25 protein-coding genes and 2 tRNA genes are annotated in these 25,089 nt (G+C 62.8%); 19 read left to right on the top strand and 8 right to left on the bottom strand.

Annotated elements, in window-relative coordinates; genetic code table 11:
* Positions 1–6: 6 nt before the first annotated feature.
* Positions 7–1,326 carry an ATP-binding protein gene (locus tag RA24_RS15195; RefSeq protein WP_019297441.1) on the bottom strand — a complete coding sequence of 440 codons (1,320 nt, stop codon included), beginning with the start codon at positions 1,324–1,326 and terminating at the stop codon, positions 7–9.
* Between the two features lie 73 nt (positions 1,327–1,399).
* On the opposite strand from RA24_RS15195, the gene RA24_RS15190 reads away from it, so the two are divergent.
* From RA24_RS15190 to RA24_RS15175, 4 genes are all read left to right on the top strand, one after another.
* A complete protein-coding gene (locus tag RA24_RS15190; protein ID WP_019297440.1) occupies positions 1,400–2,317 on the top strand; it encodes an MBL fold metallo-hydrolase in 918 nt (305 codons plus the stop codon).
* A 69-nt stretch (positions 2,318–2,386) separates the two neighbouring features.
* A tRNA-Asn gene (locus RA24_RS15185) sits at positions 2,387–2,461 on the top strand.
* A gap of 138 nt (positions 2,462–2,599) precedes the next feature.
* Positions 2,600–3,304 carry a GntR family transcriptional regulator gene (locus tag RA24_RS15180; RefSeq protein WP_029205094.1) on the top strand — a complete coding sequence of 235 codons (705 nt, stop codon included), beginning with the start codon at positions 2,600–2,602 and terminating at the stop codon, positions 3,302–3,304.
* Positions 3,305–3,441: 137 nt separating this feature from the next.
* A tRNA-Asn gene (locus RA24_RS15175) sits at positions 3,442–3,516 on the top strand.
* A 150-nt stretch (positions 3,517–3,666) separates the two neighbouring features.
* Here the strand turns inward: RA24_RS15175 and dmdD are convergent.
* Together dmdD and RA24_RS15165 are read right to left on the bottom strand one after the other, a co-directional pair.
* Positions 3,667–4,473 carry a methylthioacryloyl-CoA hydratase gene (dmdD, locus tag RA24_RS15170; RefSeq protein WP_019298514.1) on the bottom strand — a complete coding sequence of 269 codons (807 nt, stop codon included), beginning with the start codon at positions 4,471–4,473 and terminating at the stop codon, positions 3,667–3,669.
* 56 nt (positions 4,474–4,529) lie between these two features.
* Positions 4,530–6,281: an acyl-CoA dehydrogenase gene (locus tag RA24_RS15165; protein ID WP_039192650.1), complete on the bottom strand. Its 1,752-nt coding sequence runs from the start codon at positions 6,279–6,281 to the stop codon at positions 4,530–4,532.
* A 112-nt stretch (positions 6,282–6,393) separates the two neighbouring features.
* Between RA24_RS15165 and RA24_RS15160 the strand changes: the two genes are divergently transcribed.
* Positions 6,394–7,419 (top strand): AraC family transcriptional regulator, encoded by a 1,026-nt coding sequence (locus RA24_RS15160; RefSeq protein WP_039192647.1) that lies wholly within the window; start codon positions 6,394–6,396, stop codon positions 7,417–7,419.
* A gap of 14 nt (positions 7,420–7,433) precedes the next feature.
* Here the strand turns inward: RA24_RS15160 and RA24_RS15155 are convergent, their stop codons facing one another.
* On the bottom strand, positions 7,434–8,663 hold the full coding sequence (locus RA24_RS15155; RefSeq protein WP_039192644.1) for a cytochrome P450: 1,230 nt from the start codon (positions 8,661–8,663) through the stop codon (positions 7,434–7,436).
* Between the two features lie 161 nt (positions 8,664–8,824).
* Between RA24_RS15155 and RA24_RS15150 the strand changes: the two genes are divergently transcribed.
* The 3 genes from RA24_RS15150 to RA24_RS15140 all read left to right on the top strand — a co-directional run bounded on the left by RA24_RS15150 (position 8,825) and on the right by RA24_RS15140 (position 9,983).
* Entirely contained in the window at positions 8,825–9,172 is a 348-nt protein-coding gene (locus RA24_RS15150) for a TfoX/Sxy family protein (RefSeq protein WP_039192641.1), read from the top strand.
* Positions 9,173–9,301: 129 nt separating this feature from the next.
* Complete coding sequence (locus tag RA24_RS22030) at positions 9,302–9,472, top strand: YqaE/Pmp3 family membrane protein (protein WP_019298519.1); 171 nt, start codon at positions 9,302–9,304, stop codon at positions 9,470–9,472.
* On the top strand, positions 9,465–9,983 hold the full coding sequence (locus tag RA24_RS15140; RefSeq protein WP_039192639.1) for a DUF4112 domain-containing protein: 519 nt from the start codon (positions 9,465–9,467) through the stop codon (positions 9,981–9,983). The genes RA24_RS22030 and RA24_RS15140 overlap by 8 nt, the downstream gene beginning before the upstream one ends.
* Before the next feature lie 56 nt (positions 9,984–10,039).
* Here the strand turns inward: RA24_RS15140 and ndk are convergent, their stop codons facing one another.
* On the bottom strand, positions 10,040–10,462 hold the full coding sequence (ndk, locus tag RA24_RS15135) for a nucleoside-diphosphate kinase (RefSeq protein WP_019298521.1): 423 nt from the start codon (positions 10,460–10,462) through the stop codon (positions 10,040–10,042).
* A gap of 198 nt (positions 10,463–10,660) precedes the next feature.
* Here ndk and RA24_RS15130 point away from each other — a divergent pair, with 198 nt between their 5' ends.
* The 5 genes from RA24_RS15130 (at position 10,661) to RA24_RS15110 (ending at position 14,644) form a co-directional block, all read left to right on the top strand.
* Complete coding sequence (locus tag RA24_RS15130) at positions 10,661–10,939, top strand: hypothetical protein (protein WP_019298522.1); 279 nt, start codon at positions 10,661–10,663, stop codon at positions 10,937–10,939.
* An 81-nt stretch (positions 10,940–11,020) separates the two neighbouring features.
* Positions 11,021–12,868, top strand: a complete 1,848-nt coding sequence (locus RA24_RS15125) for an ABC-F family ATP-binding cassette domain-containing protein (protein WP_019298523.1) — start codon at positions 11,021–11,023, stop codon at positions 12,866–12,868.
* Positions 12,865–13,485: a MarC family protein gene (locus RA24_RS15120; RefSeq protein WP_019298524.1), complete on the top strand. Its 621-nt coding sequence runs from the start codon at positions 12,865–12,867 to the stop codon at positions 13,483–13,485. Before RA24_RS15125 ends, RA24_RS15120 begins: the two co-directional genes overlap by 4 nt.
* Positions 13,486–13,529: 44 nt before the next feature.
* On the top strand, positions 13,530–14,111 hold the full coding sequence (locus tag RA24_RS15115) for a retropepsin-like aspartic protease family protein (RefSeq protein ID WP_039170720.1): 582 nt from the start codon (positions 13,530–13,532) through the stop codon (positions 14,109–14,111).
* A 116-nt stretch (positions 14,112–14,227) separates the two neighbouring features.
* Positions 14,228–14,644, top strand: a complete 417-nt coding sequence (locus tag RA24_RS15110) for a globin domain-containing protein (protein ID WP_039192636.1) — start codon at positions 14,228–14,230, stop codon at positions 14,642–14,644.
* A 21-nt stretch (positions 14,645–14,665) separates the two neighbouring features.
* Here the strand turns inward: RA24_RS15110 and RA24_RS15105 are convergent, their stop codons facing one another.
* The 3 genes from RA24_RS15105 to RA24_RS15095 form a co-directional block, all read right to left on the bottom strand.
* A complete protein-coding gene (locus RA24_RS15105; RefSeq protein WP_039192633.1) occupies positions 14,666–15,217 on the bottom strand; it encodes a CHAP domain-containing protein in 552 nt (183 codons plus the stop codon).
* 166 nt (positions 15,218–15,383) lie between these two features.
* Complete coding sequence (locus RA24_RS15100; protein WP_039192630.1) at positions 15,384–15,842, bottom strand: DNA polymerase III subunit chi; 459 nt, start codon at positions 15,840–15,842, stop codon at positions 15,384–15,386.
* A gap of 6 nt (positions 15,843–15,848) precedes the next feature.
* The gene (locus RA24_RS15095) at positions 15,849–17,324 is read right to left on the bottom strand and encodes a leucyl aminopeptidase (RefSeq protein WP_039192627.1); all 1,476 of its coding nucleotides are present in this window, start codon (positions 17,322–17,324) and stop codon (positions 15,849–15,851) included.
* A 201-nt stretch (positions 17,325–17,525) separates the two neighbouring features.
* On the opposite strand from RA24_RS15095, the gene lptF reads away from it, so the two are divergent.
* The 6 genes from lptF to RA24_RS15065 all read left to right on the top strand — a co-directional run.
* The gene (gene lptF / locus RA24_RS15090) at positions 17,526–18,653 is read left to right on the top strand and encodes an LPS export ABC transporter permease LptF (protein ID WP_019298531.1); all 1,128 of its coding nucleotides are present in this window, start codon (positions 17,526–17,528) and stop codon (positions 18,651–18,653) included.
* Entirely contained in the window at positions 18,650–19,753 is a 1,104-nt protein-coding gene (gene lptG, locus RA24_RS15085; protein WP_039145651.1) for an LPS export ABC transporter permease LptG, read from the top strand. The genes lptF and lptG overlap by 4 nt, the downstream gene beginning before the upstream one ends.
* Positions 19,737–21,917, top strand: a complete 2,181-nt coding sequence (locus RA24_RS15080; protein WP_193747138.1) for an LPS-assembly protein LptD — start codon at positions 19,737–19,739, stop codon at positions 21,915–21,917. The genes lptG and RA24_RS15080 overlap by 17 nt, the downstream gene beginning before the upstream one ends.
* On the top strand, positions 21,902–23,161 hold the full coding sequence (locus RA24_RS15075) for a peptidylprolyl isomerase (protein ID WP_039192621.1): 1,260 nt from the start codon (positions 21,902–21,904) through the stop codon (positions 23,159–23,161). The genes RA24_RS15080 and RA24_RS15075 overlap by 16 nt, the downstream gene beginning before the upstream one ends.
* Positions 23,158–24,129 (top strand): 4-hydroxythreonine-4-phosphate dehydrogenase PdxA, encoded by a 972-nt coding sequence (pdxA, locus tag RA24_RS15070; RefSeq protein ID WP_039192618.1) that lies wholly within the window; start codon positions 23,158–23,160, stop codon positions 24,127–24,129. The genes RA24_RS15075 and pdxA overlap by 4 nt, the downstream gene beginning before the upstream one ends.
* Positions 24,130–24,213: 84 nt before the next feature.
* A partial coding sequence (locus RA24_RS15065) for a ribosomal RNA small subunit methyltransferase A (RefSeq protein WP_241480951.1) occupies positions 24,214–25,089 on the top strand: 876 nt, incomplete at its 3' end.

Below are 25,089 nucleotides of genomic sequence, written 5' to 3'. Positions count from 1 at the left end.
GCCGTTTCAGCGGGCGATGACGATATCCGCCTTGAGCCCGCCCAGATCGGCACTTTCGCCCAGCCGCAGGGTGCCGCCGTGGGCGCGTGCGGTATCCGCCACGATCGCCAGCCCCAGCCCGACTCCAGAGCCCCGGTTCTGATTGCGCGCCGGATCCAGCCGGGTGAAAGGCCGCACCGCGTCGCCGCGCTGTTCTGCCGGGATGCCTGGCCCGTCGTCCTCAACCCTGATCCGCATGGATTTGTCGGTCACCGCAACGGAAACCCTTGCGCAGGAGCCATAGCGAACCGCATTGGAAATCAGGTTGGATACCGCCCGCTGCATCGGCTGGCGGCGCAGCATCACCTCCCCCTCGCCGGTCATCTCGCCCAATGTCACCTGCTGCTCCTGGCGCTGCCAATCGCTGATGATCCCGCGCACCAGCTCTTGCGGGTCCACCGGCTCTGGCTCGCTGACCGCCGCGCCGCGGGAGAAATCCAGGAACGCGTCCAGCAGCGCCTGCATTTCGTCGACGTCGCGCAGCATCGGGGCTGCATCCTCCTCGTCCAGCATCGCCAGTTCCAGCTTCATCCGGGTCAGCGGCGTGCGCAGATCATGGCTCACCCCGGACAGCATCAGGGTGCGCTGCTCAATCTGGCGTTCAATGCGGGCACGCATGTCCAGAAAGGCGCTGCCCGCGGCCCGCACCTCTGTCGCGCCGGAGGGTGAGTACGGCATTGCCCGGCCGCGCCCGAATGCCTCTGCCGCGTTGGCCAGCCGTTTGATCGGACGCAGCTGGTTGCGCATGTAGAGGAAGGAGATCATCATCATGAAAAAGCCGAACAGCAGCATTGTGACAATCAACTGGTGCGGCGCTGCGGCAGTCAGCCTGCGGCGGTCAAAGCTCAACTCCATCAGCCCGTGTGAAGTGCCGAAATAGATCTGCACCATCCGGTCCGGCAGGAACCGCGCCGCCAGAAACCCGGGAAAGGTCTTTTGCATCTCCTCGCGCACCACCCGGCCGGAAAACTCGATCAGGCTGAATTCATCCTCCGGCAGCGGCGCACCGGGCGGCAGAAACCGTGCCTGCATCTGCAAGGGCTGCAGCGCAGGTGCGATCTGGGCCAATGCCGTTTCCTGATCCGGTGCTGCGTCCGCGATCTGGCGCAGCAGCTCCATCTCGCGCTGGATGGTTGCGGTCATCTGCACCGTCACGTCCTCCAGGTCGCGCTTGATGAACACAACAGAGATCACGATCTGCAGCGCCACGATCGGCACCACCAGGATCAGGGCCGCCCGGGCATAAAGGCTGCGCGGCATATATCGTTTGAGCCATTGGAAGAACATGGGCTAAGCCTATAGGGCGCCGGGGAAAGAGGGAAGATTGCCCGGGCCGGGAAATCATCAATGAGGCAGCACCATGCAGGCACCGGACGACTTCAACCCGCAACCCGGACTGGCCGAGGAGCTGGAGCCGGGTCTGCGCCGCATCCTGGCGCCGAATCCGTCGCCGATGACCTACCGCGGCACCAACACCTATCTCTTGGGCACCGGCGGTCTGGCGGTGATCGACCCGGGGCCGGAGTCTGACGCGCACCTTGCCGCTATCCTTGCGGCAGTGCAGCCCGGCCAGCAGATCACCCATATCATTGTCACCCACAGCCATTTGGACCATTCGCCGCTGGCCCGCGGCCTGAGTCAGGCCACCGGCGCGCCGGTCTATGCCTTTGGCGGGCCGCAGGCAGGCCGCAGCGCCGTCATGTCTCGTTTGGCAAAGGAAGGGCTGGCAGGCGGCGGCGAGGGCATCGACAGGCAATTCGCCCCCGATATCACGGTGGGTGATGCAGAGGTCATCAGCGGCGACGGCTGGGATTTGGAAGTGATCCACACCCCCGGCCACCTGGGCAACCACATAGCCCTGGCCTGGAACGACGCCTGCTTTACCGCTGATCATGTCATGGGCTGGGCCAGTTCGCTGGTGTCGCCGCCGGATGGCGACCTGACCGATTTCATGGCGTCCAGCCGCCGCCTGCGGCAGCGCAGCTGGCGGGTCTTTCATGCGGGCCACGGAGCGCCCATTCATAATCCGCAAGAACGGCTCGACTGGCTGATTGCCCACAGGGAATCGCGCGAAACCGCCATTCTGGCTGCTTTGGCCCAAGCGCCGGCCACCGCCCGCAGCCTGGCGGAGCAAATATACACCGGCACCCCGCCTGCCTTGCTGAAGGCCGCGGAGCGCAACGTCTTTGCCCATCTGGTGGACCTCACAGGCCGTGGCATGGCAGAGCCTCAAGGCGCCCTGTCAGCATCGTCAGTCTTTGAGATTTCGAAGGGCTGAATTTTTTCAAAAAAGTGCCCGCTGCCCTCTGGACGCCCATTTACGGGAACGCTATACGGCACGGACCGTTCCGGCGTAGCTCAGCGGTAGAGCAGTTGACTGTTAATCAATTGGTCGTAGGTTCGATCCCTACCGCCGGAGCCATAATAAGCCCTCAAGCCTCAACCGCTTGAGGGCTTTTTTGCATTTACAGACTCCAGCTGCTGCCCTTCGGCGGTTGCACGCTTTCCAAGCTCATTATGTCTATATATATAAGCAATAAGAAAATTTATTGGAGGCAGCATGGCCGCACCCCGTGCAAACATGAGCTACCGCGATATCAAGCAGGTCGTGCTGGACCGGATTCACAACAAGATCTGGGCGCCGGACAGCCTGCTGCCCAGCGAAACCGACCTCGCCGAAGAATTTTCAAGCACCCGCACAACCGTCAACAGGGCGCTGCGGGAGCTGGCGGAAGAGGGCTACCTGGAGCGCAAGCGCAAAGCCGGCACCAGAGTCCTGAATTCACCGGTCAGAAAAGCACAGTTTGCGATTCCGCTGGTCCGCGATGAGATCTCGGAAACAGGGGCAGAATACCGGTATGCTCTTGTCGAGCGCGCGGTCATGCCTGCGCCGGGCTGGCTGTCGGCCAGGATGAACATCCCGCAAGGCCGCGAAGTGCTGCACCTCAGATGCATGCATTATGCCGACAACACGCCGTTTCAGTATGAAGTCCGCTGGATCGTGCCCGACAGCATTCCAGAGGTTCTGGAGGCGGATTTCTCCCGCTCCGGCCCCAATGACTGGCTTGTGCAAAAGGTGCCATTCACCAATCTGGAGCTGAGTTTTCTGGCCACCAAGGCCGACCAGTCCGTTGCCGAATTTCTCGACACCCAGGCCGGCGATCCGATCTTTACTGCCGAACGCATTACATGGCTGCGCGGCGAGCCGGTGACGCTGGCCAAGCTGTTCTTTGCACCGGGGTACAGGATGACAACCCACCTTTGAAATGGAAACAAATGGGGGACCGGCATCGCCCTCGCGGCGTCCGCCGGAGCGACGCCAGGCGCAGCGAAAAAAATTGCTGCCGGATGAGAATTTCCTCTGGACGCCGCAGGCCGGAAATCCTATACGACGCCACATGTTCCGGCGTAGCTCAGCGGTAGAGCAGTTGACTGTTAATCAATTGGTCGTAGGTTCGATCCCTACCGCCGGAGCCAAAGAATTCAAGGGCTTAGCGATCACTCGCTAGGCCCTTTTCTTTTGCGCTTCAAACAGGCCGGGCAGCCGCCGCACTGGCTGGAGCCCCGGGAACAATGCTTTTTGGCGCCGCCAGGCTGCCCCTGCCACTGGCGGCGCGCATCGAAGAATTAGCTGTTGGGACGCACCCGGGCAGCGGTCTTGTTGGCAAAGGCCTCCAGCCGTTCCCGCGCTGCGGGCTGGGTGTTCACCACGCCCGCCACCACTGCCTCGGCATAAGCCGCATCCATGCCGGACATATTGTTCAGATGGCTGATTGCCGAACAGATCGCATAGTTGGTCAGCGGCAGGTTTTCAGCAATCTTGTCCGCAAGCTCCAGCGCTTTGTCGAAGCTGGAACCTTCGGTGATGTATTGCGCCAGGCCTAGATCGACGGCCTCCTGCCCCTGATAGACGCGGCCGGTCAGAATCATGTCGATCATCCGGTATTTCCCGATCATATCAGAGACCCGGATGGTGGCGCCGCCGCCAGTGAAGATACCGCGCTGGCCCTCGGGAAGCGCGAAATAGGTGCTCTGGTCAATTACCCGGATATGGGCGGCGCTGGCCAGTTCCAGCCCGCCGCCGACAACCGCGCCCTGCAGCGCGGCGATAACCGGAACGCCGCCGTATTCCATCTTGTTGAAGGCTTCATGCCAGCGCAGGCACACATGCATGAAATCGTCGGGGCTGCGGTCAGCCTTCCAATGCTCGACCAGATCGAGCCCTGCGCAGAAGTGGTCGCCCTTGCCTGCCAGCACCACGGCCTTCACGCCATTGCGGTGGGCATTGCTGAAGAAGGTGACCAGCTCCTCGATTGTGGCGGTATCCAGCGCGTTGCGCTTGGTGGGGCGGTTCAGCCGGACGATGCTGACGCCATTGTCTTGCTGTTCGATTTCAAGGTTTTCATAAGATTGCGTATTTGCCGCTTGGGTCATGGAGTTGGCCCTTTCTTAGTTTTCCAGCACAGAGCCGTGCCGCTAGTGTTAAGTATTCAAAAGTTGACTGCGGCATCGCCCAGGCTGGTACTGCCTTCGGTGATACGCAAGTGTTCGGCGCCGCATTCCACCAGGATGTGCTGCGCATAGAAGACTGCCGTAGCGATCTTCTGCGTCATGAAGGCAGTTTCCTCGTTCTGCTCCAGCTTGGTGCTGGCCGCCAGGACGGACCGGCCCAGTTGCCAGGCGGCGGCGAGGTTGCCGGTCAGCATCAGGAACGGCACGCTGCCGCCATAGGCCGCGTTAGGGTCCTTGCCGGCAGTTTCCAGCAGCCAGGCCAAACTGGCCTCAAACATCTGGCGCGCCTCACTCAGCCGTTTTGCCACGGCTTGAGCCTGGGAATCGCCGCCCTGCAACGCCTGCTCAGTCTCCTGCACCAGCCCTGCAAAGCGGCGGGCAGTTGCGCCGCCGTCGCGCAGCACCTTGCGGCCCAGAAGGTCGTTGGCCTGGATAGCCGTTGTGCCCTCATAGATCGGCAGGATCCGCGCGTCGCGGTAGAACTGGGCAACACCGGTCTCCTCGATGAAGCCCATGCCGCCGTGCACCTGCACCCCTAGCGAGGTGACTTCCAGAGACCGCTCGGTGCAGAAGGCCTTGACCAGCGGCACCAGAAACTCGGCCATTTCCTCAGCGTCGGAGCTGCCCTGCTTGGCCATATCCAGCCAGCCCGCAGTGGCAATCGCCAGCGCCCGCCCGCCTTCGGTCAGCGCCCGCATCCGCAGCAGCATCCGCTGCACGTCCGGGTGGCGGATGATCGGCGCGGCATCCTTGGTGCTGCCATCCACCGGGCGGCTTTGCACGCGGTCCTGTGCGTATTGCAGCGCATGCTGACAGGCCCGCTCCGACACGGCAACCCCCTGAACACCCACGGCAAAGCGGGCGGCGCGCATCATCACGAACATATACTCCAGCCCGCGGTTCTCCTCGCCGACCAGGAAACCGGTCGCGCCATCGTATTCCAGCACGGCGGTCGGGCTGGCCCGGACGCCCAGCTTGTGTTCCAGGCTGACACAGGTGACTGCGTTGCGGCGGCCCAGCGTGCCGTCTTCCTCCACCAGGAACTTAGGCACAATGAACAGGCTGAGCCCCTTGGGGCCAGCCGGCGCATTCGGGGTTCGGGCCAGCACCAGGTGAATGATGTTCTCCGTCAGCCCGTGCTCACCATAGGTGATGAAGATCTTGGTGCCGGACACCGCAAAAGTGCCGCCCGCCGCCGGTTCCGCCTTGCAGCGCACCCGCCCCAGATCGCTGCCTGCTTGCGGCTCGGTCAGGTTCATGGTGCCGGACCATTGTCCGGAGATCATCCGCTCCAGGTATTTCTGTTTCTGCGCATCCGATCCGGTCAGCAGCAGCGCCTCCACCGCGCCATCGGTCAGCAGCGGGCACAGGCCAAAGCTGAGGTCCGAAGCATTCAAAATCTCGGTCGCAGCCGCTGCAGCCGCCCGCGGCAGGCCCATGCCGCCGAACTCTTCCGGGTGCGGCAGGCTTTGCCAGCCCATCTCTGCAAATTGCGCATAGGCCTGGGAGTAGGGCTCAGGCAGCACAGCCTCTGCCCCCTTCAGCCGCGCTCCGGCCTCATCCCCGACCCGCGACAGCGGTGCAATGACGTCTGAGCAGAAGCGCCCAAGCCCGTCCAGCGCTGCCTCCATGTCCGCGAGGTCGATGCCGCCGGTTGAGGCCCCTTCCGGCTCGGGTGGCAGGTGTTCAATGTTGAACATGATGTCGCGAATGGGCGCCTGGTAGGTCATTTCCGTGGCTCCGGATTATTGTTCCTTCATGCCAGATACGCGTTGCAATGGTGCTATTCCACGTTCATTACAGACAAAATCCTTTCAAAAAGTGACAAGAAACGCATTCACGATGCAGATCCCTCCGCCAGATTCCTCTAGCCTTGCAACAGTGTCACCGCAGTTTGCCGGAGACTGGCTGCACGCGCTGCGCAAATGCAGCGAGGAAGGACAACTGGCGACTTTCCTGCAACGGGCCGGGCTGCATCTGGCGGAGGGGCAACTGACCCATCGGGTCACGCTGGATCAGATCGTACGGCTTTATCAGATTGCCGCAGTTGAAACCGGGGACGAGATGACGGGCCTCTGGAGCCGGCCGGTAAGGCCCAGGGCCTTGCAGCATCTGCTGACAACCGTGCGCGAAGCCAGCACGCTGCCCGCCGCCTTGCACCGGTTTTCCACGTTCTGGAACCTGCTGCTGGACGACTACCGGGTCGACCTGACAGAAGATACCACCAGCACCGGCCTGCAACTGGTGCCCCAAGGCAGCCAGCCTGCGCAGCGGTTCGGGCACATGCTGATCCTGAAACTGGCGCACGGGCTGCTGTCGTGGCTTGCTGGATATGAAGTGCCGGTCCGCGCTGTGCAGTTCGCCTTTGAACGCCCCGCGTTTGCCCAGGACTATGCGGTCATCTTCCCTGCCCCTGTCAGCTTTGGTGCGCAGTGGTCCGCGATCGACTTCGACACCGGCTCCGCTGGATTGCCCGGCCACCGCAGCAATGCAGAACTGAACGACTTTCTGGCCCGGGCGCCTCGCGACTGGATTTTCACCGGGTTCCGCGAACACACCCAGTCGCTGAAAGTACGGGAATTCCTGTACCGGAGCAGCTGGGAGAATTGTCATCTTGCGGACGCAGCAAAAGCGCTAAGCGTCACCCCGCGCACCCTGATGCGGCGGCTGGAGACAGAGGACACCTCCTTTCAGGCCATCAAGGACGGGCTGCGGCGCGATCTGGCAATACGCGACCTGCAATCCGGCCTGAAAAGCATCGAGGAAATCTCGCAGGACACCGGGTTTTCCTCCGCCGCCAACTTTCACCGCGCCTTCCGCCGCTGGACCGGCGCACCGCCAAGCGCCTACAGGTCAGCGGCAATCTGAGTGCAGCCGTCCCCTCACCCCAGCGCCGCGGGCAAGCGCGCATAGCCGCGAAACCGGATCCGTCCGCCCGGCACTCTACCGGGCAATATGCGGTAGTCCGGAAACCGGCGCAGCAGTCGCTCGATTGCAATCTTGCCCTCCAGCCGCGCCAGCGTCAGCCCGACACAGACATGCGGACCGCCAGCAAAGGCCAGGTGCCGGTTCGGTGTACGGGCAATGTCAAATTCCGCAGGGTTTTCAAACGCGCCCGGATCGCGGTTCGCCGCCCCGATCACCAGATGCAGGTTGGTCCCAGCAGGCACCCGGATACTGCCGATCTCCGCCTCTGCGGTAGTTTCCCTATTGCCCAGCTGGTTCGGAGAGCGGAACCGCAGTACCTCCTCCACCGCGGGCTTTATCAGCTCCGGTTCTTCCAGCAAGCGCCGCCGTTGCTCTGGATGGTCGTTCAGCAGCGCCAGCCCGTTGCCGATCAGGTTCGTGGTGGTCTCATGACCTGCATTCAGGATGAAAATGCAATTCTGGATCAGCTCGATCTCACTAAGGGTCCCGTCTGCCCCCTCGCCCCGGATCAGCCGGGTCAGCACATCGGTCTCAATGTCGCCCGGTCTGGCCCGCCGCCGTGCGATCAGGTCTTGCAGGTAGTCCTTGAATTCCTCCACTGCGCGGTGCCCCGCCGCCAGTTGGGCCTCGCTCAGCGCAGGCTCCAGCGCGCCGAGGATCGCCAGCGACCAATCCCGCAAGGGCGCCCGTTCCCCCAGTGGAACATCCAGCAGATTGCCGATGATCTGGATCGGAATGGAGGCAGCGAAATCCCCTATCAGATCCACCTCGCCGCTTCCCGCCATAGAGTTCAGCAAATGGTCGACGGTTTCAATCAGCCCCGGCTCCATCCTGGAAATCGCCCGCGGTGTCAGCGCCGACGTCATGATCTTGCGCACCCGCGTGTGCAAGGGCGGGTCGGAGAACACAAGCGAGGTGGTGTGATGCTCAAACAGCGGCGAACCCGCGCCGTATTTGGGTGCAAAGACGCGTTTTTTGTCCGAGGAAAACAAAGTGGTATCACGGTAAATCCGGTCCAGATCCGCATGGCGGCAGACCAGCAAGGACCCGTCCGGCTGCGGCAGCACCGGGGCATCGTGCAACAAGGCATCGTAGTAGGGGAAGGGGTCCGTAATAAACCCCTCTGGCGGGTTCGCCAGGTCAAACCCCTCAACGCTCACAGGCCTGTACGCTGCATTGCTCATCCTTCGCCCTCCTGCCGGTTGCTGCGGTAGCGTTTCCGCAGCAAATGAGACTGTCAATCACCCATTCCGGCGCGGGACCCAGCGTCAAAGTGCCGGAGCGCGCTTACTACGATGCAAGATTTCCGCGTGACAACAGAAGATCGCGCAGATAGAAACAAACCATGAACACAGCCATCTCCTCCATCCGCAACCTTGGCCCCGCCTACGAGGAAGCCTGCCACCGCGCAGGTATAACCTCCGCCGAAGAGCTGCGCGCGATTGGTGCCGATGCAGCCTATGCCAAGCTGTTGCAAACCGGCACGCGGCCGCATTTCATCGGCTACTACGTGCTGGTGATGGCCTTGCAGGGGCGGCCCTGGAATGACTGCAAGGGAAAAGAAAAAGAAGAGCTGCGCAAACGCTTTGATGCGATCAAGTCAGAAACGCGCCCGCAGCACAGCTCCAAACTGCTGGCGGAACTGGACGCCATCGGCGTGCGTGCAACGCCTGCGGATTTGAAGACGCTCTAACCCCCCGGGCGGGGCCAGGGTCAGGTGATTGCAAGGCCGCGAAAAACCAGCCAGCTGGCAAGACTGCAACCTTTTCCAGTGCTGCAGCGTTGTGTCTCCAAGGACAGTCGCAACCAAGGGAGATCCGGCATGGACCTGATCCGCATCATTTTCGCAGTCATTTTGCCGCCGCTGGGCGTGTTCCTGCAGGTGGGCCTGGGCAAGCATTTCTGGCTGAACATTCTGCTCACGCTTCTTGGCTACATCCCCGGCATCGTTCACGCGGTCTGGATTATTGCAAGGACGCCGCGCCATGCCTGAACTGCCGGAATATCAGCAAAAGCGGTTGCTGAAACTTGAGCGCCTTGCCCATCGTATGGACCGCGCCTTCCGCGTTCCGGTTATTGGGGTGAGGATAGGCTGGGACAGCATCGCAGGCCTGGTGCCAGGCATCGGCGACGCGTTTGCCCTGCTGCCTGCCGGCTACATCCTCTACTCCGGATACCGCATGGGCGCCTCCGCCCCGGTGCTGGCCCGGATGGCCGCCAACTCAGGCATCGACGCGCTGATCGGCGCGGTGCCGCTGCTGGGTGACCTGTTTGATGCGGCCTGGAAGTCCAACACCCGTAATGCAGCGCTGCTCCGCCAGCACCTCGAGGACCGGGCAGGCAGGCGTGAACCATTGCCGAAACGCCTGGGACGGAGAAAGTTTTCCAGCCTGAGCGCTCCGCGGGAGCTGCGGGCGTCCCCGGCCTACGCCGCCAGACCGGCCCGGCAACAAAATCAGCCGGGGATCCGCCAGCACCCGCTGGGCAGGCCGTTTTCACAATAAAAGAAGGGCTGCAACCCGGAGGTTGCAGCCCTTCTAGATCCGGATAAGCCTGTGGCTTAGCCGACCAGCTCGAGGCCGGAGAAGAAGTAGGCGATTTCAACCGCTGCGGTTTCCGGTGCGTCGGAACCGTGAACGGAGTTTTCACCAACCGATTCAGCGAACTCAGCGCGGATGGTGCCGGCCGCGGCGTCTGCCGGGTTGGTGGCGCCCATGACTTCGCGGTTCTTCGCGATGGCGTTCTCGCCTTCCAGAACCTGTGCAACGATCGGCGCGGAAGCCATGAATTCGCACAGTTCGTCGTAGAACGGACGCTCGGCGTGCACCTTGTAGAACTCGCCCGCTTGCGCTTTGGTCAGGTGGATGCGCTTCTGCGCCACGACGCGCAGGCCAGCTTCTTCAAACTTGGCGTTGATTGCGCCGGTCAGGTTACGGCGGGTTGCATCGGGCTTGATGATCGAGAAAGTGCGTTCCAGTGCCATGGGGCAGACTCCTGTGCTGAAAAGCCGGACGTCATGCCCGGCCCGTTACGAATTGCCGCCCCGATAGCATGGCTCTGTGACAGGATAAAGAGGGGATTGCGCAGCTTTGACGCAGCTGCTGCTTCGGGGTTGCAATTATCTGATTGTTTTTGTCAGATACCACAGCGCGAACAGGGTTGAAACTTGAAACAAGGTTGAATGATGAAACCTGCATTTGCTCTGATCGCCTGCCTCGCAGCCGCCCCGGCAGTTGCCGCTGAAACTGCCATGTCAATGACATACGGCCTTTTCGAAACTGCTATCGCCCACACGGATCTGGACAGCTGTCCGGCGCAGCTCGCCAAGCCGGACACCTTCTGCCGCGCCACCCTGCGCCATGACGAGATCCACGTCTTTGCTTTCAGCCGTGATGGTGAGAGCCCGCTGGTTGGATTTGCATCCTACTCCTTCGATGAACTGGCCCGGCATCTGAAATAGCAGCTCATGATGGGGCTGCCAGCCGCCGCCAGCTCCCCTCCACCATTGACAACACCGCAGCACTGCCGCAGTGCTCGGTTCATGTTACGTATCAGCGATATTTCCTATGCGGTCGAAGGCCGCCTCCTGTTCGATGGCGCCAGCGCCACGATCCCCACCGGACACAAAGTCGGATTGGTCGGCCGCAATGGCACCGGCAAGACAACGCTGTTCCGGCTGATCCGCAATGAGCTGTCGCTGGAATCCGGCAGCATTTCCCTGCCCAGCCGGGCGCGGATCGGCGGGGTGGCACAGGAAGCCCCCGCCTCGGACGTGTCGCTGATCGACACGGTGCTGGCGGCCGATACCGAACGTGCCGAGCTGATGGCGGAGGCGGAAACCGCACAGGATCCGGGGCGGATCGCGGAAATCCAAACCCGCCTTGCGGACATTGACGCCTGGTCGGCCGAGGCCCGTGCTGCCTCCATCCTCAAAGGGCTCGGGTTTGACTACGAGGCCCAGCAGCGCCCCTGCTCCGACTTCTCAGGCGGCTGGCGGATGCGCGTCGCACTGGCGTCGGTGTTGTTCTCCCAGCCCGATCTGCTGCTGCTGGACGAACCGACCAACTATCTGGACCTCGAAGGCGCACTGTGGCTTGAGGCCTATCTGGTGAAATACCCGCACACGGTGATCATCATCAGCCACGACCGCGAGCTGCTGAACCGCTCAGTGAACGGCATTCTGCACCTCGAAGACCTTGGCCTGACATTCTATTCCGGCAACTATGACCAGTTCGCCCGCCAGCGCGCCGCCAATCGCGCCAATCAGGCCGCCCTGGCCAAGAAACAGGACGCCCGCCGCGCCCACCTGCAGGCCTTTGTGGACCGGTTCAAGGCCAAGGCCAGCAAGGCAAAACAGGCGCAAAGCCGGGTGAAGATGCTGGAGAAGATGGAAACCATCCGCGCGCCCGAAGACGCCGCACGCACCGTGTTCACCTTCCCCGAACCGGAGGAGCTGTCGCCGCCGATCATCGCCACCGAGGGGGCATCGGTCGGCTATGACGGCACCACGATCCTCAGCCGGCTGGATCTGCGCATCGACCAGGACGACCGCATCGCGCTGCTGGGTAAAAACGGCGAGGGCAAATCCACCCTCTCCAAGATGCTTTCGGGGCGCCTGGACGTGATGACGGGACGGATGACCCAGTCCAGCAAACTGCGGATCGGCTTTTTCGCCCAGCACCAGGTGGATGAGCTGCACATCGACGAAACACCGCTGCAGCATCTGCAGCGCGAACGCCCCGACGAGGGCCAGGCCCGGCTGCGCGCCCGGCTGGCCGGTTTTGGCCTTGGCGCGGATCAGGCTGATACCGCGGTGGGCCGTCTCTCCGGCGGCCAGAAAGCACGCCTGTCGCTGCTGCTGGCCACCCTGCCCGCGCCGCATCTGCTGATCCTTGACGAACCGACCAACCACCTGGACATCGAAAGCCGCGAGGCTTTGGTTGAGGCTCTCACAGCCTACTCCGGCGCAGTCATTCTGGTCAGCCACGACATGCACCTTCTCAGCCTGGTGGCGGACCGCCTGTGGCTGGTGTCCGGCGGCACTGTAAAGCCGTTTGAGGGCGACCTGCCCGCCTACCGCGACCTGCTGCTGACACGCGACAAACCAGCGGGCAAACCCAAGGCAGACAAGCCCAAGCGCCCTTCCCGCGACGCTATCCTGGCCCTGCGCGCCGAGGTCCGCAAAGGTGAGGCACGGCTCGAAAAAGTCAGCGAGATGCGGGACAAGCTGGCCCAGAAGCTGGCAGACCCCGCGCTGTACGAAGAAGGCCGCAAGGATGAGGCTGTTGTCTGGCAGCGCAAATATGCCGAAGTGATGGAAGCGCAGGACCGCGCCGAGGATCTTTGGATGAAGGCAGTTGAGAAACTGGAAAAAGCCGAGGCACAATGATCGACACCGCATTTCTGATCACCTCTTTTGTTACCTTGTTCGTCATCGTCGACCCGATCGGCCTGACACCGGTTTTCATTGCCCTGACCCAGGGCATGTCCTCCTCCCGCCGCCGCTCCATAGCACTGCGGGCAACAATTACGGCTGCGGTCCTGCTGGCGATCTTTGCTGGATTTGGCGAAGCAGTGCTGGGTTTCATCGGCATTTCAATGCCCGCTTTCCGGGTGGCTGGCGGCGTCCTGCTGTTCCTGACCGCCCTCGACATGCTGTTCGAACGCCGCAACAAGCGGCGCGAGGACCGCAGCGAGGAAGATGACTTCGACGATCCTTCCGTCTTTCCTCTGGCAATCCCGTTGATGGCTGGCCCCGGCTCCATCGCCACGGTGATCCTGCTGACCGGCCAGCAGCCCGGTTTCGCGGGCTTCGCCATGGTCATGGGCGTGGTGATCGCGGTTCTGGCGATCCTCTTGGTGATGTGCCTGTTCTCCGGCCTGTTCGAACGGATGCTGGGCAAGACCGGGATCACTGTTGTCACCCGGCTTCTGGGCATGCTGCTGGCGGCACTTTCGGTGCAGTTCGTTCTGGACGGCCTGCGCGACTTCGGTTTCGCCGGCTAGTATAACGTCCCGCAGCACCTACATTATATCCAGGAGGTGAGCGCATGGGCGAATATGAAATCGGACGGTTTATCTATCTGATCATCCTTCTGGTTGCGGTCGGGTCCTGGGTCTTTGTCCAGAACCGTCAAAGCCTCGGCAAGACGATGCAGATGTTTGCCGTCTGGGGCTTTATTTTCCTTGGCGTGATCGCCTCATACGGGCTGTGGGAGGACATCCGGCAGACCGTCCGGCCGCAGCAAAGCGTGGCGATGGATGCCGGCCGGGTCGAGGTGCCGCGCTCTCCTGACGGCCATTACTACCTGACGCTTGAAGTGAACGGCGCGCCAGTCGAGTTTCTGGTCGATACCGGCGCCAGCCAGGTGGTGCTGAATGAGCGCGACGCGCAAAGCGCAGGCATTGATACCGGCAACCTCGCCTATCTCGGCCGTGCCAGCACCGCCAATGGCGAAGTGCGCACCGCCTCTGTCTGGGTGGATGAGATTTCGCTGGGCGGCATCACCGACACGGATCTGCGCGTTTGGGTCAATCAGGGCGAACTGGATCAATCTTTGCTGGGCATGGGCTACCTGCAGCGCTGGTCCAGCATCGAGATCCGCAATGGTGCGCTGGTACTGACACGCTAACCGCCGCGTGCCACGCATCCCTGTCGTGTGCAATGTATTGAGGCGGATCAAGGAACTGCGTCTGCATGACCCTTAGATTGGAATCCAGAAAACCAATCAGAGAGGAGCAAGCCGCCGTGACAGATGACGAGCTCAAGCAACTGCAGCAAAGCTACACCAAGCTGAAGGAAGAAACCGGCAGATCGCCAGCCTATTTCTATGACGCGCTGTTCCGGCATGCGCCTGAGTTGCGCAAGCTGTTCCGCGAAGACCTGGAAGGCCAGGGCATGAAATTCATGACTACACTGGGCGTGATTTTTGCCAGGCTGAATGATGAGAGCGCCGTAGCCCCGCAATTTCAGCAGCTCGGCAAAACACATGCGTCTCTTGGCGTCCTCACTGACCATTTCGCCCCAATGGAAGAAGCGCTGATCGACACCCTGCGCCATGCGCTCGGCAAGGAAATGACCCTTGAGCTGGAGACGCTGTGGCGTACGGCCTTCAAGGAAATTTCCCTCAAGATGATCGAACGCGGCGGCATTCAAGGCCACTGAAACGGTCTCTTGGCAGCAGCGTTAGCTGTTGCCGGGCTCAGCCGTAATGAATCCTTTGACAGGATAAACCCGGCCTAACGCGCCCGGGTTGCTTTCCAGCCGGACCGCGGACCAGTCGTTCTTTTCCGACACATCAACCACCGCCATGCCGAGCGAGATCCTATTGCGGTGCCAGTTGGCGTGATTGACCCGGATCCTGCGCGCATCCTCGACTTTTGAAACCACAGCAACATGCCCCAGCGGGTTGGAGCGGGTGGCGCTGAACGCCATCACGGCACCTGGTTCCGGCTGCTTGCTGCGATTGTATTGCCCCGTTGCCTGTGCCCACCAGGTTTTTGCGTTACCGAAGATTTCAATCCCGCTGGCATTGCGGGCAAAGGGCACACACCAGACACGGCGGCCCTTGGACTGGAGGTACTGAACTTCCTGAACCGCATACTCCAGCCGCGCGGCCTCAGCCTCTGCCCGGCTTACTGATCCATTCTGAACATCGCCGCAATTGGCCAGAAAAAGAAGGCCTGCGCCGGCAATAGGAAGCAGCCGCAGCCGCTTGACCACCTGTCGAAAAATCATCTGTCCCCCAGTGTCCTGGTCGTATTCCCGGTTGACCGGAATTTTGTGATGGAAGGGATAATGGGCGCGTGACGAAAAATCGAGAAATTGTTGCCCTTGCGAAACATTTCACACAAGCTATCGGCAAAATTCCGCCAACACCGGGGTGCGACAAACGGATATCCGCCTATTTCTCGGCCTTTTTTTCCCAGCGGCCGCTTTCCTCGGACCAGTACTGGGCGGAACAGCCGGCATCCGTCAGGGCCTTCCACTGGGTGCGCGCGTGCTGAACGGCCTCGGGGTCGGTGCCGTCAAACAGGATGCAGACCCGGCTCAGCGCCTGCACCTCCTCGGCACTGACGGCAGCGCCGTCCACCGCCATCACGCACTCAGGTCCGTTGGCAGCATCCGGCCCTGCCGTCAGCAGGATCGGCTGCAGCGCATCATGGGGGCCGCCTGCCAGGCCATGGGCCAGAAAGCTCTCTTCTGGCCCAACCCACAGGCGGTCATCCAGCCAGGCCATGCGCTCCGGGTCGCGCCCGCGCACCGCAATGCGCCAGCCCGCCCCGCGCGCCTTGTCCAGAAGGACCGGAAGGGTCTCCTCCAGCGGCCTTTGCGTCAGATGATAGAAATAGGCGGCTCCCATAACGGCTTATTCCGCCTCGAACTTATCCGCGACCAGCCGGTTCAGCGCCATCACCCCCCAGCCGGTGGCCCCCTTGGGCGCATAGTCCGTGTCCTTGCTGACCGATGCCACGCCGGCGATATCCAGATGGATCCAGGGCATATCGTCTTTGATGAACCGCTGTAGGAACTGCGCCGCAGTAATGGAGCCCGCCGGGCGGCCGCCCACGTTCTTCATGTCGGCGATGCGGGATTTCAGCTGCTCGTCATAGGCCTTGCCCAGCGGCATCCGCCAAGCGCCCTCGTCCTCAGACTTGGCAGCCTTCAGGAAGGCATTGCACAGGTCATCATCATTGGAGAAGACACCGGCGTTTTCATGCCCCAGCCCGATGATGATCGCGCCGGTCAGCGTCGCCAGGTCGATCACACCCGCGGGTTTGAACCGCTCCTGCGCGTACCAAAGCACATCGCACAGAACCAAACGCCCCTCGGCGTCGGTATTGATGATCTCGACGGTGTCGCCCTTCATGGATTTCACCACATCACCCGGGCGGGTGGCGTTCCCGGAAGGCATGTTCTCCACCAGCCCGACCAAACCAACGACGTTTGCCTTGGCCTTGCGCAGCGCCAGCGCCCGCATGGTGCCGGCCACCACACCGGCGCCGCCCATGTCCATGGTCATCTCTTCCATGCCCGCCGCGGGCTTCAGGGAAATGCCGCCGGTGTCGAACACCACGCCCTTACCGACCAGAGCCAGCGGTGCGGCATCCTTGGCGCCGCCCTTCCATTGCATCACTGCCACCTTGGATGGGCTGTCGGAGCCTTGCCCGACGCTCAGCAGCGTGCGCATGCCCAGCTTTTCGAGGTCAGCCTCTTCCAGGATCTCGACCTCCAGGCCAATGTCCTTCATGTCTTCGATGCGGCGGGCAAATTCCGTCGTGGTCAGCACATTTGCGGGCTCATTGACCAGATCACGGGTCATATGAACGCCTTCAGCTACCGCCAGTAACGGCGCGCAGGCGGCTTCCAGATCCGCCGGAGCCTTGGAGGCGACCACCACTTGGCCTTCGGCCTTATCGTCCTTCGGCGACTTGTGATTGTCGAAGGCATAGTCCCGCAGGGCCATACCCATTGTCAGATCCGCGGCTTTGTTCATGCTGCCAGCCATGACGGTCAACCGCTTGCCAGTAGCCCCCTTGACCAGCTTGGCGCCCGCCTGCCGCGCCTCCACCGGCGTCAGCTTGCGCGGCAGCACCAGCACGTCCAGCGCCTCGGCCTTCATGCCTGCGGGCCAGTTCAGTGAAATGACATCACCTGCCTTGGCCTTTTTGAACCCTTCGGAATCGATCAGCCGGGCAATGGCGCCCTTGGCCATCCGGTTGGCGCTGCGCGCGGCCTGATCCATGCTGCCTTCAGGGGTCACCAAGACCGCTACCCGGCCGGTCATCTCAGCCATTGCCTTGGGGTCGTATTCGGCAAAACGGATCGGGGTAAGGCTGCTCATTCTTGCGCGCTCCTGCTGAAAATCGTTTGGTTCTTGGCTCCAGAGGTATCCTGCAGAGCGGCGGTTGGAAAGACCCGGTTGCGCTGGCCGGCACCTGCGGTCCACCGCCGATTGCCGGACGGGGCGAGAATGCAGTTTTCCCCGCCAATCAAATCCACTAAGGTCCGGCAAAATAACAATGGCAAGGTCTGGGGGGATCGGGTGTCACGCTACGACAGATATGTGCTGTCACAGTATCTGCTCTTCTTTGGCTTCTTTGCCTTGATTCTGGTGGCCGTATTCTGGGTCAACCGGGCTGTTGTCCTGTTCGACACGCTAATCGGCAACGGCCAGTCGGCGCTGGTGTTCCTGGAGTTCACTGCGCTCACCCTGCCGAACCTGATCCGCATGGTGCTGCCGATTGCCGCCTTTGGCGCTGCGGTCTGGGTCACCAACCGGCTGAACAGCGAAAGCGAACTCACCGTGCTGCGCGCCACCGGCACCAGCCCCTGGCAAATGGCGCGCCCGGCGCTGGCGTTCGGCGTCATCACCGCGCTGATGATGTCGGCACTGACCCACTACCTGCTGCCCGCCTCGATCAGCCAGCTTGAGGTGCGCGAAAGCGAGGTATCCCGCAACATCACCGCCAAGCTGCTGAGCGAGGGCGACTTTCTTCACCCTGCCGATGGCGTGACCTTCTACATCCGCCAGATCGACCCCGATGGCACCTTGAACGATGTATTCCTGTCGGACCGCCGCGATCCGGAGATGACGGTAACCTATACCGGCGCCCGTGCCTTTTTGGTGCGAGACGGCGCCAGCGCGCATCTGATCATGGTGGAGGGGATGGCGCAGCGGCTGGACCACAAAACACAGCGGCTTTCGACCACTTTCTTCTCAGATTTTTCCTACGATATCAGCTCACTCGCCCGCAAAGCTGAGAACCCGGCCCGCAATATCCGCGCCATTCCGAGCCTCGAGCTGATGACCAGCACCGCAGCGGTTACCAAAAGCGACGGCTATTCCGCCGGTGCTCAGGCCGAAGAGCTTCACCTGCGCTTTGCCCGCGCCCTGGTCTGCATCGCGGTGACGCTGATCGGCTTCTCCGCACTGATGCTGGGCACTTTCTCGCGCTTCGGGGTCTGGCGCCAAGCCTTCCTTGCCTTCGTCGTGCTGATCTTCATTGAAGGCCTGCGCGGCGTGGTCTCCGAACCGGTGCTGCAAGACCCCAGTTTGTGGCCGCTGATCTACCTGCCCACTCTGTTGGGGTTTGCAGTGGCACTGGTCTTTCTGATCCTGTCGGCCCGCCCGAAACGCATTCGTGGCCGGGCACCGGAGGCCGCGGCATGAAGCTGGACATTTACTACGCGCGCCGTTTTCTGCAGTGGTTCATGGTGATCGTTGCTGTCCTGATGACTTTGGTGGTGCTGATCGACCTGAACGAGCAGGTCCGCCGGTTCGAAGCGGTTGACCTCAGCCTTGCCCAGCTGGTTGGCCTGACGCTGCTGAACATTCCGGCAGCACTTAGCGAGTTTCTTCCGCTGATCATGATCCTCAGTACTATCGTGCTGTTTGTCGGCCTTGCCCGCAGCAGCGAGCTGGTGGTCACCCGTGCCATTGGCCGCTCCGGCATCCGGGCGCTTGCGGCGCCAGTGCTGATGGCCGCCGTAATCGGCGGCCTTGCGGTCACCATGCTGAACCCGATCGCAGCCGCCACTGCCAACCGCTATCAGGATCTGGCTGAGACGTACCACAACGGCGGCCCCTCGGCGCTGTCTCTCAGCGGTGAAGGTTTGTGGCTGCGCCAGGGCGGGTTGCGCGGCCAATCGGTTATTCATGCCAAGGGGTACAGCGGCGATGCCGCCGACATAACCCTGTTTGACGTGTCGATCCACGCCTACTCCAACGCCGGTGGTCCGGTCCGCCGCATCGTTGCCGACAGTGCGCGGCTGGACGGCACCAAATGGGTTCTGACCAATGCCAAGGCCTGGCCGCTGACGGCTGGCATCAACCCCGAAACCGGCGCCGCGCAGCATGACGAACTGCAACTGCCGACAACGCTGACAACCGACCGCATCCGGGACACACTGGGCACAGCCAGCGGCATCTCGATCTACGATCTGCCCTCCACCATTCGCGAGCTGTCCGCAGCAGGCTTCACCACCAAACGCTATGAAGTCCGCCTTCAGGCTGAATTGGCCCGGCCGCTGTTCCTGATCGCCATGGTGCTGGTCGGCGCGTCCTTCACCATGCGGCATGCCCGGTTTGGCGGCACCGGCCTTGCGGTGCTGATGGCCGTGCTGTTGGGATTCGGGCTTTATTTCATCCGCAATTTCGCGCAAATCCTTGGCGAGAACGGGCAAATACCGGTGGCCCTTGCCGCCTGGGCTCCCCCTGCCGCTGCGATACTATTGACCTTAGGACTGCTTCTCCATGCCGAAGACGGGTAATTTGCGCCGCGCCCTGCTGCTTTCTGCCGTGCTGCCCTGGCTGGTGCTGTCCCCCCCTGCCCTGCAGGCCCAGACTGCCGTGCCGCCGGATCCGGCCCAGCCCGCGATGCTGGTTGCAGACCAGGTTTTCATCACCCCGGACCGCACCCTCGTGGCCGAAGGCAATGTCGAAGCATTTCAGGGCAACATCCGGCTCCGCGCCAAGAAGATCACCTTTGACCAGACCACAGGCACGCTGCAGATCGAAGGTCCGATCCGCATCGACCAGGACGGTGACATTACGATCCTGGCCAATGCCGCCGAGCTGGACCAGGATTTGCGCAATGGCCTCCTGACTGGGGCCCGCATGGTGTTCCAGCAGCAGCTGCAGCTGGCCTCGCTGCAGATGACACGGGTCAGCGGCCGCTATACGCAGCTTTACAAGACGGCTGTCACCTCCTGCCATGTCTGCGACGACGGCCGCCCGCCGCTTTGGCAGATCCGGGCAGAACGGGTGACCCACGACCAGCAGGAACGGCAGCTGTATTTCGAAAGTGCCCAGCTGCGGGTGCTGGATGTGCCAGTATTTTACTTCCCGGCAATCCGCCTGCCGGATCCTTCGCTGGAAAGGGCCAGCGGTTTTCTGGTTCCTTCGGTGCGCTCCACTTCGAACCTCGGAACCGGGCTGAAAATTCCCTACTTTTTCACCCTCGGTCCGCACAAGGATCTGACCGTGGCGCCTTATATCTCGTCCAGAACGCGAACACTGGACTTGCGCTACCGCCAAGCCTTCCGTCGCGGCCGGATTGAGTTCAATGGCGCCTACACCCGGGACGATCTGTATCCGGATCAGGACCGCGGCTATATCTTCGGCGAAGGCCAGTTCGACTTGCCGCGCGACTACCGCTTCACCTTCGACGTCAAAGCGGTCTCAGATGATGCCTATCTCGAAGACTACGGCCTGCCGGACCTTGACCGCCTGCGCTCGCGGGCAGAGCTTGCCCGGATCCGCCGCGACAGCCTGTTCCGCACGTCGCTGACCCACTACAAGACCCTGCGTGACAGCGAAGTCCAAAGCGATATCCCTTCCGGCATCGCAGAGGCCTTTTACCAGAAGCGGTATTTCCCTGCCCTGACCGGCGGTGAAATGCGCCTTACACTTCAAGGCCACGGCCATCACCGCAGCTCCAGCATTGAGGCCACCGCGACCGACGCCAACGGCCGCGACCTTGCCCGGCTTTCGGCTGACCTGAGCTGGCACCGGACCTGGAAATTCGGCTACGGCATTCTGGCAGAGGCGGAGCTTGGCGCCGCGGCGGATGCTTTCCGGGCCTATGATGACGCCTTTTTCGCAGAGGATGTCACCCGTCTGACCCCCCGCGGAGCGATGACCTTCCGTTTGCCGATGACCCGGCGTGAAGCCAGCGGCGCGACCCAGTACCTGGAACCGATCCTGCAGCTGGGCTGGCGCGATGAAGGCGGCGGTGATGTCGTCAGTGAAGAAAGCCGGTTCGTCGAATTCGATCAGGGCAACCTGCTGTCACTGTCCCGTTTTCCGTCGACCGATGCGCGTGAGGACGGGTTCACCCTGGTCTATGGCACCAACTGGGCGCGCTATTCCCCGAACGGCTGGCAGGCTTATGCCACGATCGGCCAGGTGCTGCGCAGTGAGGACGACACCCGTTTCACCAAAAGCTCGGGCCTCAGCGGAACTTCTTCCGACCTTCTGCTGGCCGGGCAGATCAAATTCGGCGACGGGCTGGCCCTCTCCAGCCGCGGGCTGCTGAACGGCTCGCTGAACTTCTCCAAGGCCGAAGTCCGCGGCGAGTGGCACACACACCGCTCCAGCCTGTCCGGCACCTACTTGTGGCTGGGCACCGATCCGGACGAGGACCGGGTAGAGGAAAGTTCGGAAATCTGGGTCGACGGGCGCTATGATATCAACCCCAGCTGGTCCGCCAGCGCCCGGCTGCGCTATGACATTGCCGGCGCCCGCGCCACTCGCGCAGGCCTCGGCGTGGCCTATCAGAATGAATGCGTAACGGTCGACCTTTCGGTCAACCGGCGCTATACCTCAACAACAAGTGTTGAGCCGACAACGGATTTCGGCTTTACCATCTCCCTCAGCGGTTTCTCCGTGAAGAGCGGCAACAAACAGTACAGGCGGTCATGCAGCAAGACGTGAATACCCGGTTCCCGGCTCCCTTCTTTTCCCGTGCTCTCAAATCCGCAGCCGCGCTGGCGCTGGCCGCGGGTCTTTCGCTGACCGGCCTGCCGGCAGCGGCGCAGAACCTCTTTGCCCCCGCAATTACAGTGAATGACGAGGTCATCACCCGCTACGAGCTGGAGCAGCGCGCCCGCTTTCAGTCGGCACTGCGGGTGCCGGGCGACCCGCTGGAAACGGCCCGCGAGGAGTTGATCAATGACCGGCTCAAGCTGGATGTGCTGAAGCAGGCAGGGATTGAACTGTCCGATGAGGATGTCACCGCCGGCATGGAAGAACTGGCGGGCCGCGCCAACCTGTCGCTGAATGAGTTCCTGACAGCCTTGCAGCAGCAGGGTGTTGCGCCGCAGACGCTGCGCGACTTCACTGAGGTCGGACTGGGCTGGCGTGAATACACCCGCGCCCGCTTCCTGTCCCAGGCCCGCCCCACGCCGGAAGAGATCGACCGCGCTATGGGCAGCGCAGGCACCGGCAGCGTCCAGGTGCTGCTGAGCGAGTTCATTGTCCCGATCAACGAGCAGAACGCCGCCCAGGTCGAGGAGTTGATCGAACAGGTGGCGAGGCTCAAGAGCTATGACAGCTTTTCTGCAGCTGCCACTCAATACTCTGCCGCGGCCAGCCGCAACGAAGGCGGCCGCCTGCCCTGGATGCCGCTGACCAAACTGCCGCCGCAACTGCAGGAAGTCGTGCTGGCCCTGAAACCGGGCGAAATTTCAGAACCTCTGCCGCTGCAGAACGCCGTGGCGCTGTTCCAGATGCGCGGCGTCCGCGAGGTCGAAGGCGCCGCACCGCGCTACACCGCAATTGAATACGCCGCCTACTACCTGCCAGGCGGGCGCACACCCGAAGGGCTGGCAGCCGCGCAGAAGGTTGTGAACAATGTCGACACCTGCGAGGACTTCTATGGCCTCGCTCAGGGCCAGGACCCCTCTGTGCTGGAGATCCAAAGCCTGCCGCCTGCCGACATTCCCCGCGACATCGCGCTGGAATTGGCCAAGCTTGATCCCAGCGAGACCTCGACTGCGCTGACCCGCAACAACGGCCAGACCCTGTTGGTGCTGATGCTGTGCGGCCGCACTGCCGACCTTGGCGAAGGCGCCAACCGCGAAACCGTGGCTAACGCGCTTACCGCACAGCGGATGACTTCGCTGACCGACAGCTTCCTGGAACAACTGCGGTCGGATGCGCGGATTGATATCAAATGAGCCTGTCCGGGCCTATTGCCCTCAGCTGCGGAGAGCCCGCAGGCATCGGCCCGGAAATCGCCGTCAAGGCTTGGCAGGCGCTGCGGGACAGCTGTCCGTTCTTCTGGATCGGTGATCCCCGCCACCTGCCCTCCGGCACACCCGTCCGGGAAATCTCTTCCCCGGCAGAGGCCGCTGCAGCCAGTGCCGGCAGCTTTCCGGTTCTGCCCATGGCCTTCGGCGGCAGCGCTGCCAAGGGCACCGCGGACCCGGCCAATGCTGCGGGCGTCATCCAATCCATTGAGACCGCGGTGAAACTGGTCCAGGGTGGAGAAGCCGCCGCCGTTTGCACAGCCCCCATTCACAAGAAGGCACTGATCGACGGCGCAGGCTTTGCCTATCCCGGGCACACCGAATTCCTCGCCGCTCTGGCGGGCCGCAGCCGGGTGGTGATGATGCTCGCCAGCGAGCAGTTGCGGGTGGTGCCGGCAACCATCCACATCGCCTTGTCGGACGTGCCCGCCACGCTGACCCCGGAAACGTTGCGTGAAACGATCGAGATCACAGCTGCCGGCCTGCAAAGCCAGTTCGGTATTGCCTCCCCGCGCATCGCTGTCGCGGGCCTCAACCCGCACGCAGGCGAAGGCGGCGCCATGGGCCGCGAGGAACTGGACTGGATCAACGGTCTGATCACGCAGTTGCAAAGTGAGGACCTGAACGTCACCGGCCCCCATCCGGCCGACACCATGTTCCACGCCGCCGCCCGCTCCCGCTATGACGCGGCGGTCTGCATGTATCACGATCAGGCATTGATCCCGATCAAGACGCTGGATTTCGACCGCGGCGTCAATGTGACTCTGGGGCTGCCCTTTATCCGCACTTCACCAGATCACGGCACCGCATTCGACATCGCGGGCACCGGACAGGCCAACCCCTCCAGTCTGATTGAGGCGCTGAAGCTGGCGCAGGCCATGGCCGCCAGCACTTGATTCTTCCCGTTACCGGAAATATCCCCGCCGGAGGCATGAAAATTTTGGCGCGCCCCGTGCGCCCAGTCCCAAGGTCCAGATGATATGAGCGCTATCGACAGCCTGCCCCCCTTGCGCGAAGTGATCGCCACGCATCAGCTGTCGGCCCGCAAGTCGCTGGGCCAGAACTTTTTGCTGGATCTGAACCTCACCGCCAAGATCGCGCGGCAGGCCGGCGATCTGACCGGCTGCGACGTGCTGGAAATCGGCCCCGGCCCCGGTGGCCTGACCCGCGGATTACTGGCCGAAGGAGCCCGCCGCGTGCTGGCGGTCGAGAAGGACCAGCGCTGCCTGCCCGCCCTGCAGGAGATCGCAGAGGCGTATCCAGGCCGCTTTGACGTGATCAACGGCGACGCGCTGGAGATCGACCCGCTTGAGCACCTCACCCCGCCGATCCGCATCGCCGCAAACCTGCCCTACAACGTCGGCACCGAACTGCTGGTGCGCTGGCTGACGCCCAAGGACTGGCCGCCGTTCTGGCAGAGCCTCACCTTGATGTTCCAGCGCGAGGTTGCCGAGCGCATCGTGGCGCAGCCCGGCTCCAAGGCCTATGGCCGTCTGGCGATCCTGGCGCAGTGGCGGGCGGGTGCGCGGATCGTGCTATCGCTCCCCCCCGGCGCCCTCACCCCCCCCCCCCAGGGCTCCACCGCCCCCGTGCCTCTGGACGCCCCCCCCCCGCCCCGCCTCCCCGCCGGTGCCGCCCTCCCGTCGCGGGGCGGGGGGGGCGCCCTCCCCCCCCCCCCGGCCAGGGCGGGGGGGGGGGGGGCCCTCGGCATGTTCTCCCCCCCCCTGGGGCTGCTGCGCGCCGTGTCGGAGGCCGCAGGAGTCGTTCGGGCCGGGGGGGGAAAAGCGGGCCCCCGCGGGGGGCGGGACTATGCCCAAATGGTCACCAGCGGCCGCGGCGCCGGCTGCAGCAAGTCC

This window comes from Leisingera sp. ANG-M6 (assembly GCF_000813905.1).
Lineage (GTDB): Bacteria > Pseudomonadota > Alphaproteobacteria > Rhodobacterales > Rhodobacteraceae > Leisingera.
This window is presented reverse-complemented; position numbering and strand designations above follow the sequence as displayed.

Excerpts from the sequence above, each read along its gene's own strand:
- RA24_RS15195 (WP_019297441.1), bottom strand. The coding sequence starts at position 1,326 with ATGTTCTTCCAATGGCTCAAACGATATATGCCGCGCAGCCTTTATGCC.
- RA24_RS15190 (WP_019297440.1), top strand. The coding sequence starts at position 1,400 with ATGCAGGCACCGGACGACTTCAACCCGCAACCCGGACTGGCCGAGGAG.
- RA24_RS15180 (WP_029205094.1), top strand. The coding sequence starts at position 2,600 with ATGGCCGCACCCCGTGCAAACATGAGCTACCGCGATATCAAGCAGGTC.
- dmdD (WP_019298514.1), bottom strand. The coding sequence starts at position 4,473 with ATGACCCAAGCGGCAAATACGCAATCTTATGAAAACCTTGAAATCGAA.
- RA24_RS15165 (WP_039192650.1), bottom strand. The coding sequence starts at position 6,281 with ATGACCTACCAGGCGCCCATTCGCGACATCATGTTCAACATTGAACAC.
- RA24_RS15160 (WP_039192647.1), top strand. The coding sequence starts at position 6,394 with ATGCAGATCCCTCCGCCAGATTCCTCTAGCCTTGCAACAGTGTCACCG.
- RA24_RS15155 (WP_039192644.1), bottom strand. The coding sequence starts at position 8,663 with ATGAGCAATGCAGCGTACAGGCCTGTGAGCGTTGAGGGGTTTGACCTG.
- RA24_RS15150 (WP_039192641.1), top strand. The coding sequence starts at position 8,825 with ATGAACACAGCCATCTCCTCCATCCGCAACCTTGGCCCCGCCTACGAG.
- RA24_RS22030 (WP_019298519.1), top strand. The coding sequence starts at position 9,302 with ATGGACCTGATCCGCATCATTTTCGCAGTCATTTTGCCGCCGCTGGGC.
- RA24_RS15140 (WP_039192639.1), top strand. The coding sequence starts at position 9,465 with ATGCCTGAACTGCCGGAATATCAGCAAAAGCGGTTGCTGAAACTTGAG.
- ndk (WP_019298521.1), bottom strand. The coding sequence starts at position 10,462 with ATGGCACTGGAACGCACTTTCTCGATCATCAAGCCCGATGCAACCCGC.
- RA24_RS15130 (WP_019298522.1), top strand. The coding sequence starts at position 10,661 with ATGATGAAACCTGCATTTGCTCTGATCGCCTGCCTCGCAGCCGCCCCG.
- RA24_RS15125 (WP_019298523.1), top strand. The coding sequence starts at position 11,021 with ATGTTACGTATCAGCGATATTTCCTATGCGGTCGAAGGCCGCCTCCTG.
- RA24_RS15120 (WP_019298524.1), top strand. The coding sequence starts at position 12,865 with ATGATCGACACCGCATTTCTGATCACCTCTTTTGTTACCTTGTTCGTC.
- RA24_RS15115 (WP_039170720.1), top strand. The coding sequence starts at position 13,530 with ATGGGCGAATATGAAATCGGACGGTTTATCTATCTGATCATCCTTCTG.
- RA24_RS15105 (WP_039192633.1), bottom strand. The coding sequence starts at position 15,217 with ATGATTTTTCGACAGGTGGTCAAGCGGCTGCGGCTGCTTCCTATTGCC.
- RA24_RS15100 (WP_039192630.1), bottom strand. The coding sequence starts at position 15,842 with ATGGGAGCCGCCTATTTCTATCATCTGACGCAAAGGCCGCTGGAGGAG.
- RA24_RS15095 (WP_039192627.1), bottom strand. The coding sequence starts at position 17,324 with ATGAGCAGCCTTACCCCGATCCGTTTTGCCGAATACGACCCCAAGGCA.
- lptG (WP_039145651.1), top strand. The coding sequence starts at position 18,650 with ATGAAGCTGGACATTTACTACGCGCGCCGTTTTCTGCAGTGGTTCATG.
- RA24_RS15080 (WP_193747138.1), top strand. The coding sequence starts at position 19,737 with ATGCCGAAGACGGGTAATTTGCGCCGCGCCCTGCTGCTTTCTGCCGTG.
- RA24_RS15075 (WP_039192621.1), top strand. The coding sequence starts at position 21,902 with ATGCAGCAAGACGTGAATACCCGGTTCCCGGCTCCCTTCTTTTCCCGT.
- pdxA (WP_039192618.1), top strand. The coding sequence starts at position 23,158 with ATGAGCCTGTCCGGGCCTATTGCCCTCAGCTGCGGAGAGCCCGCAGGC.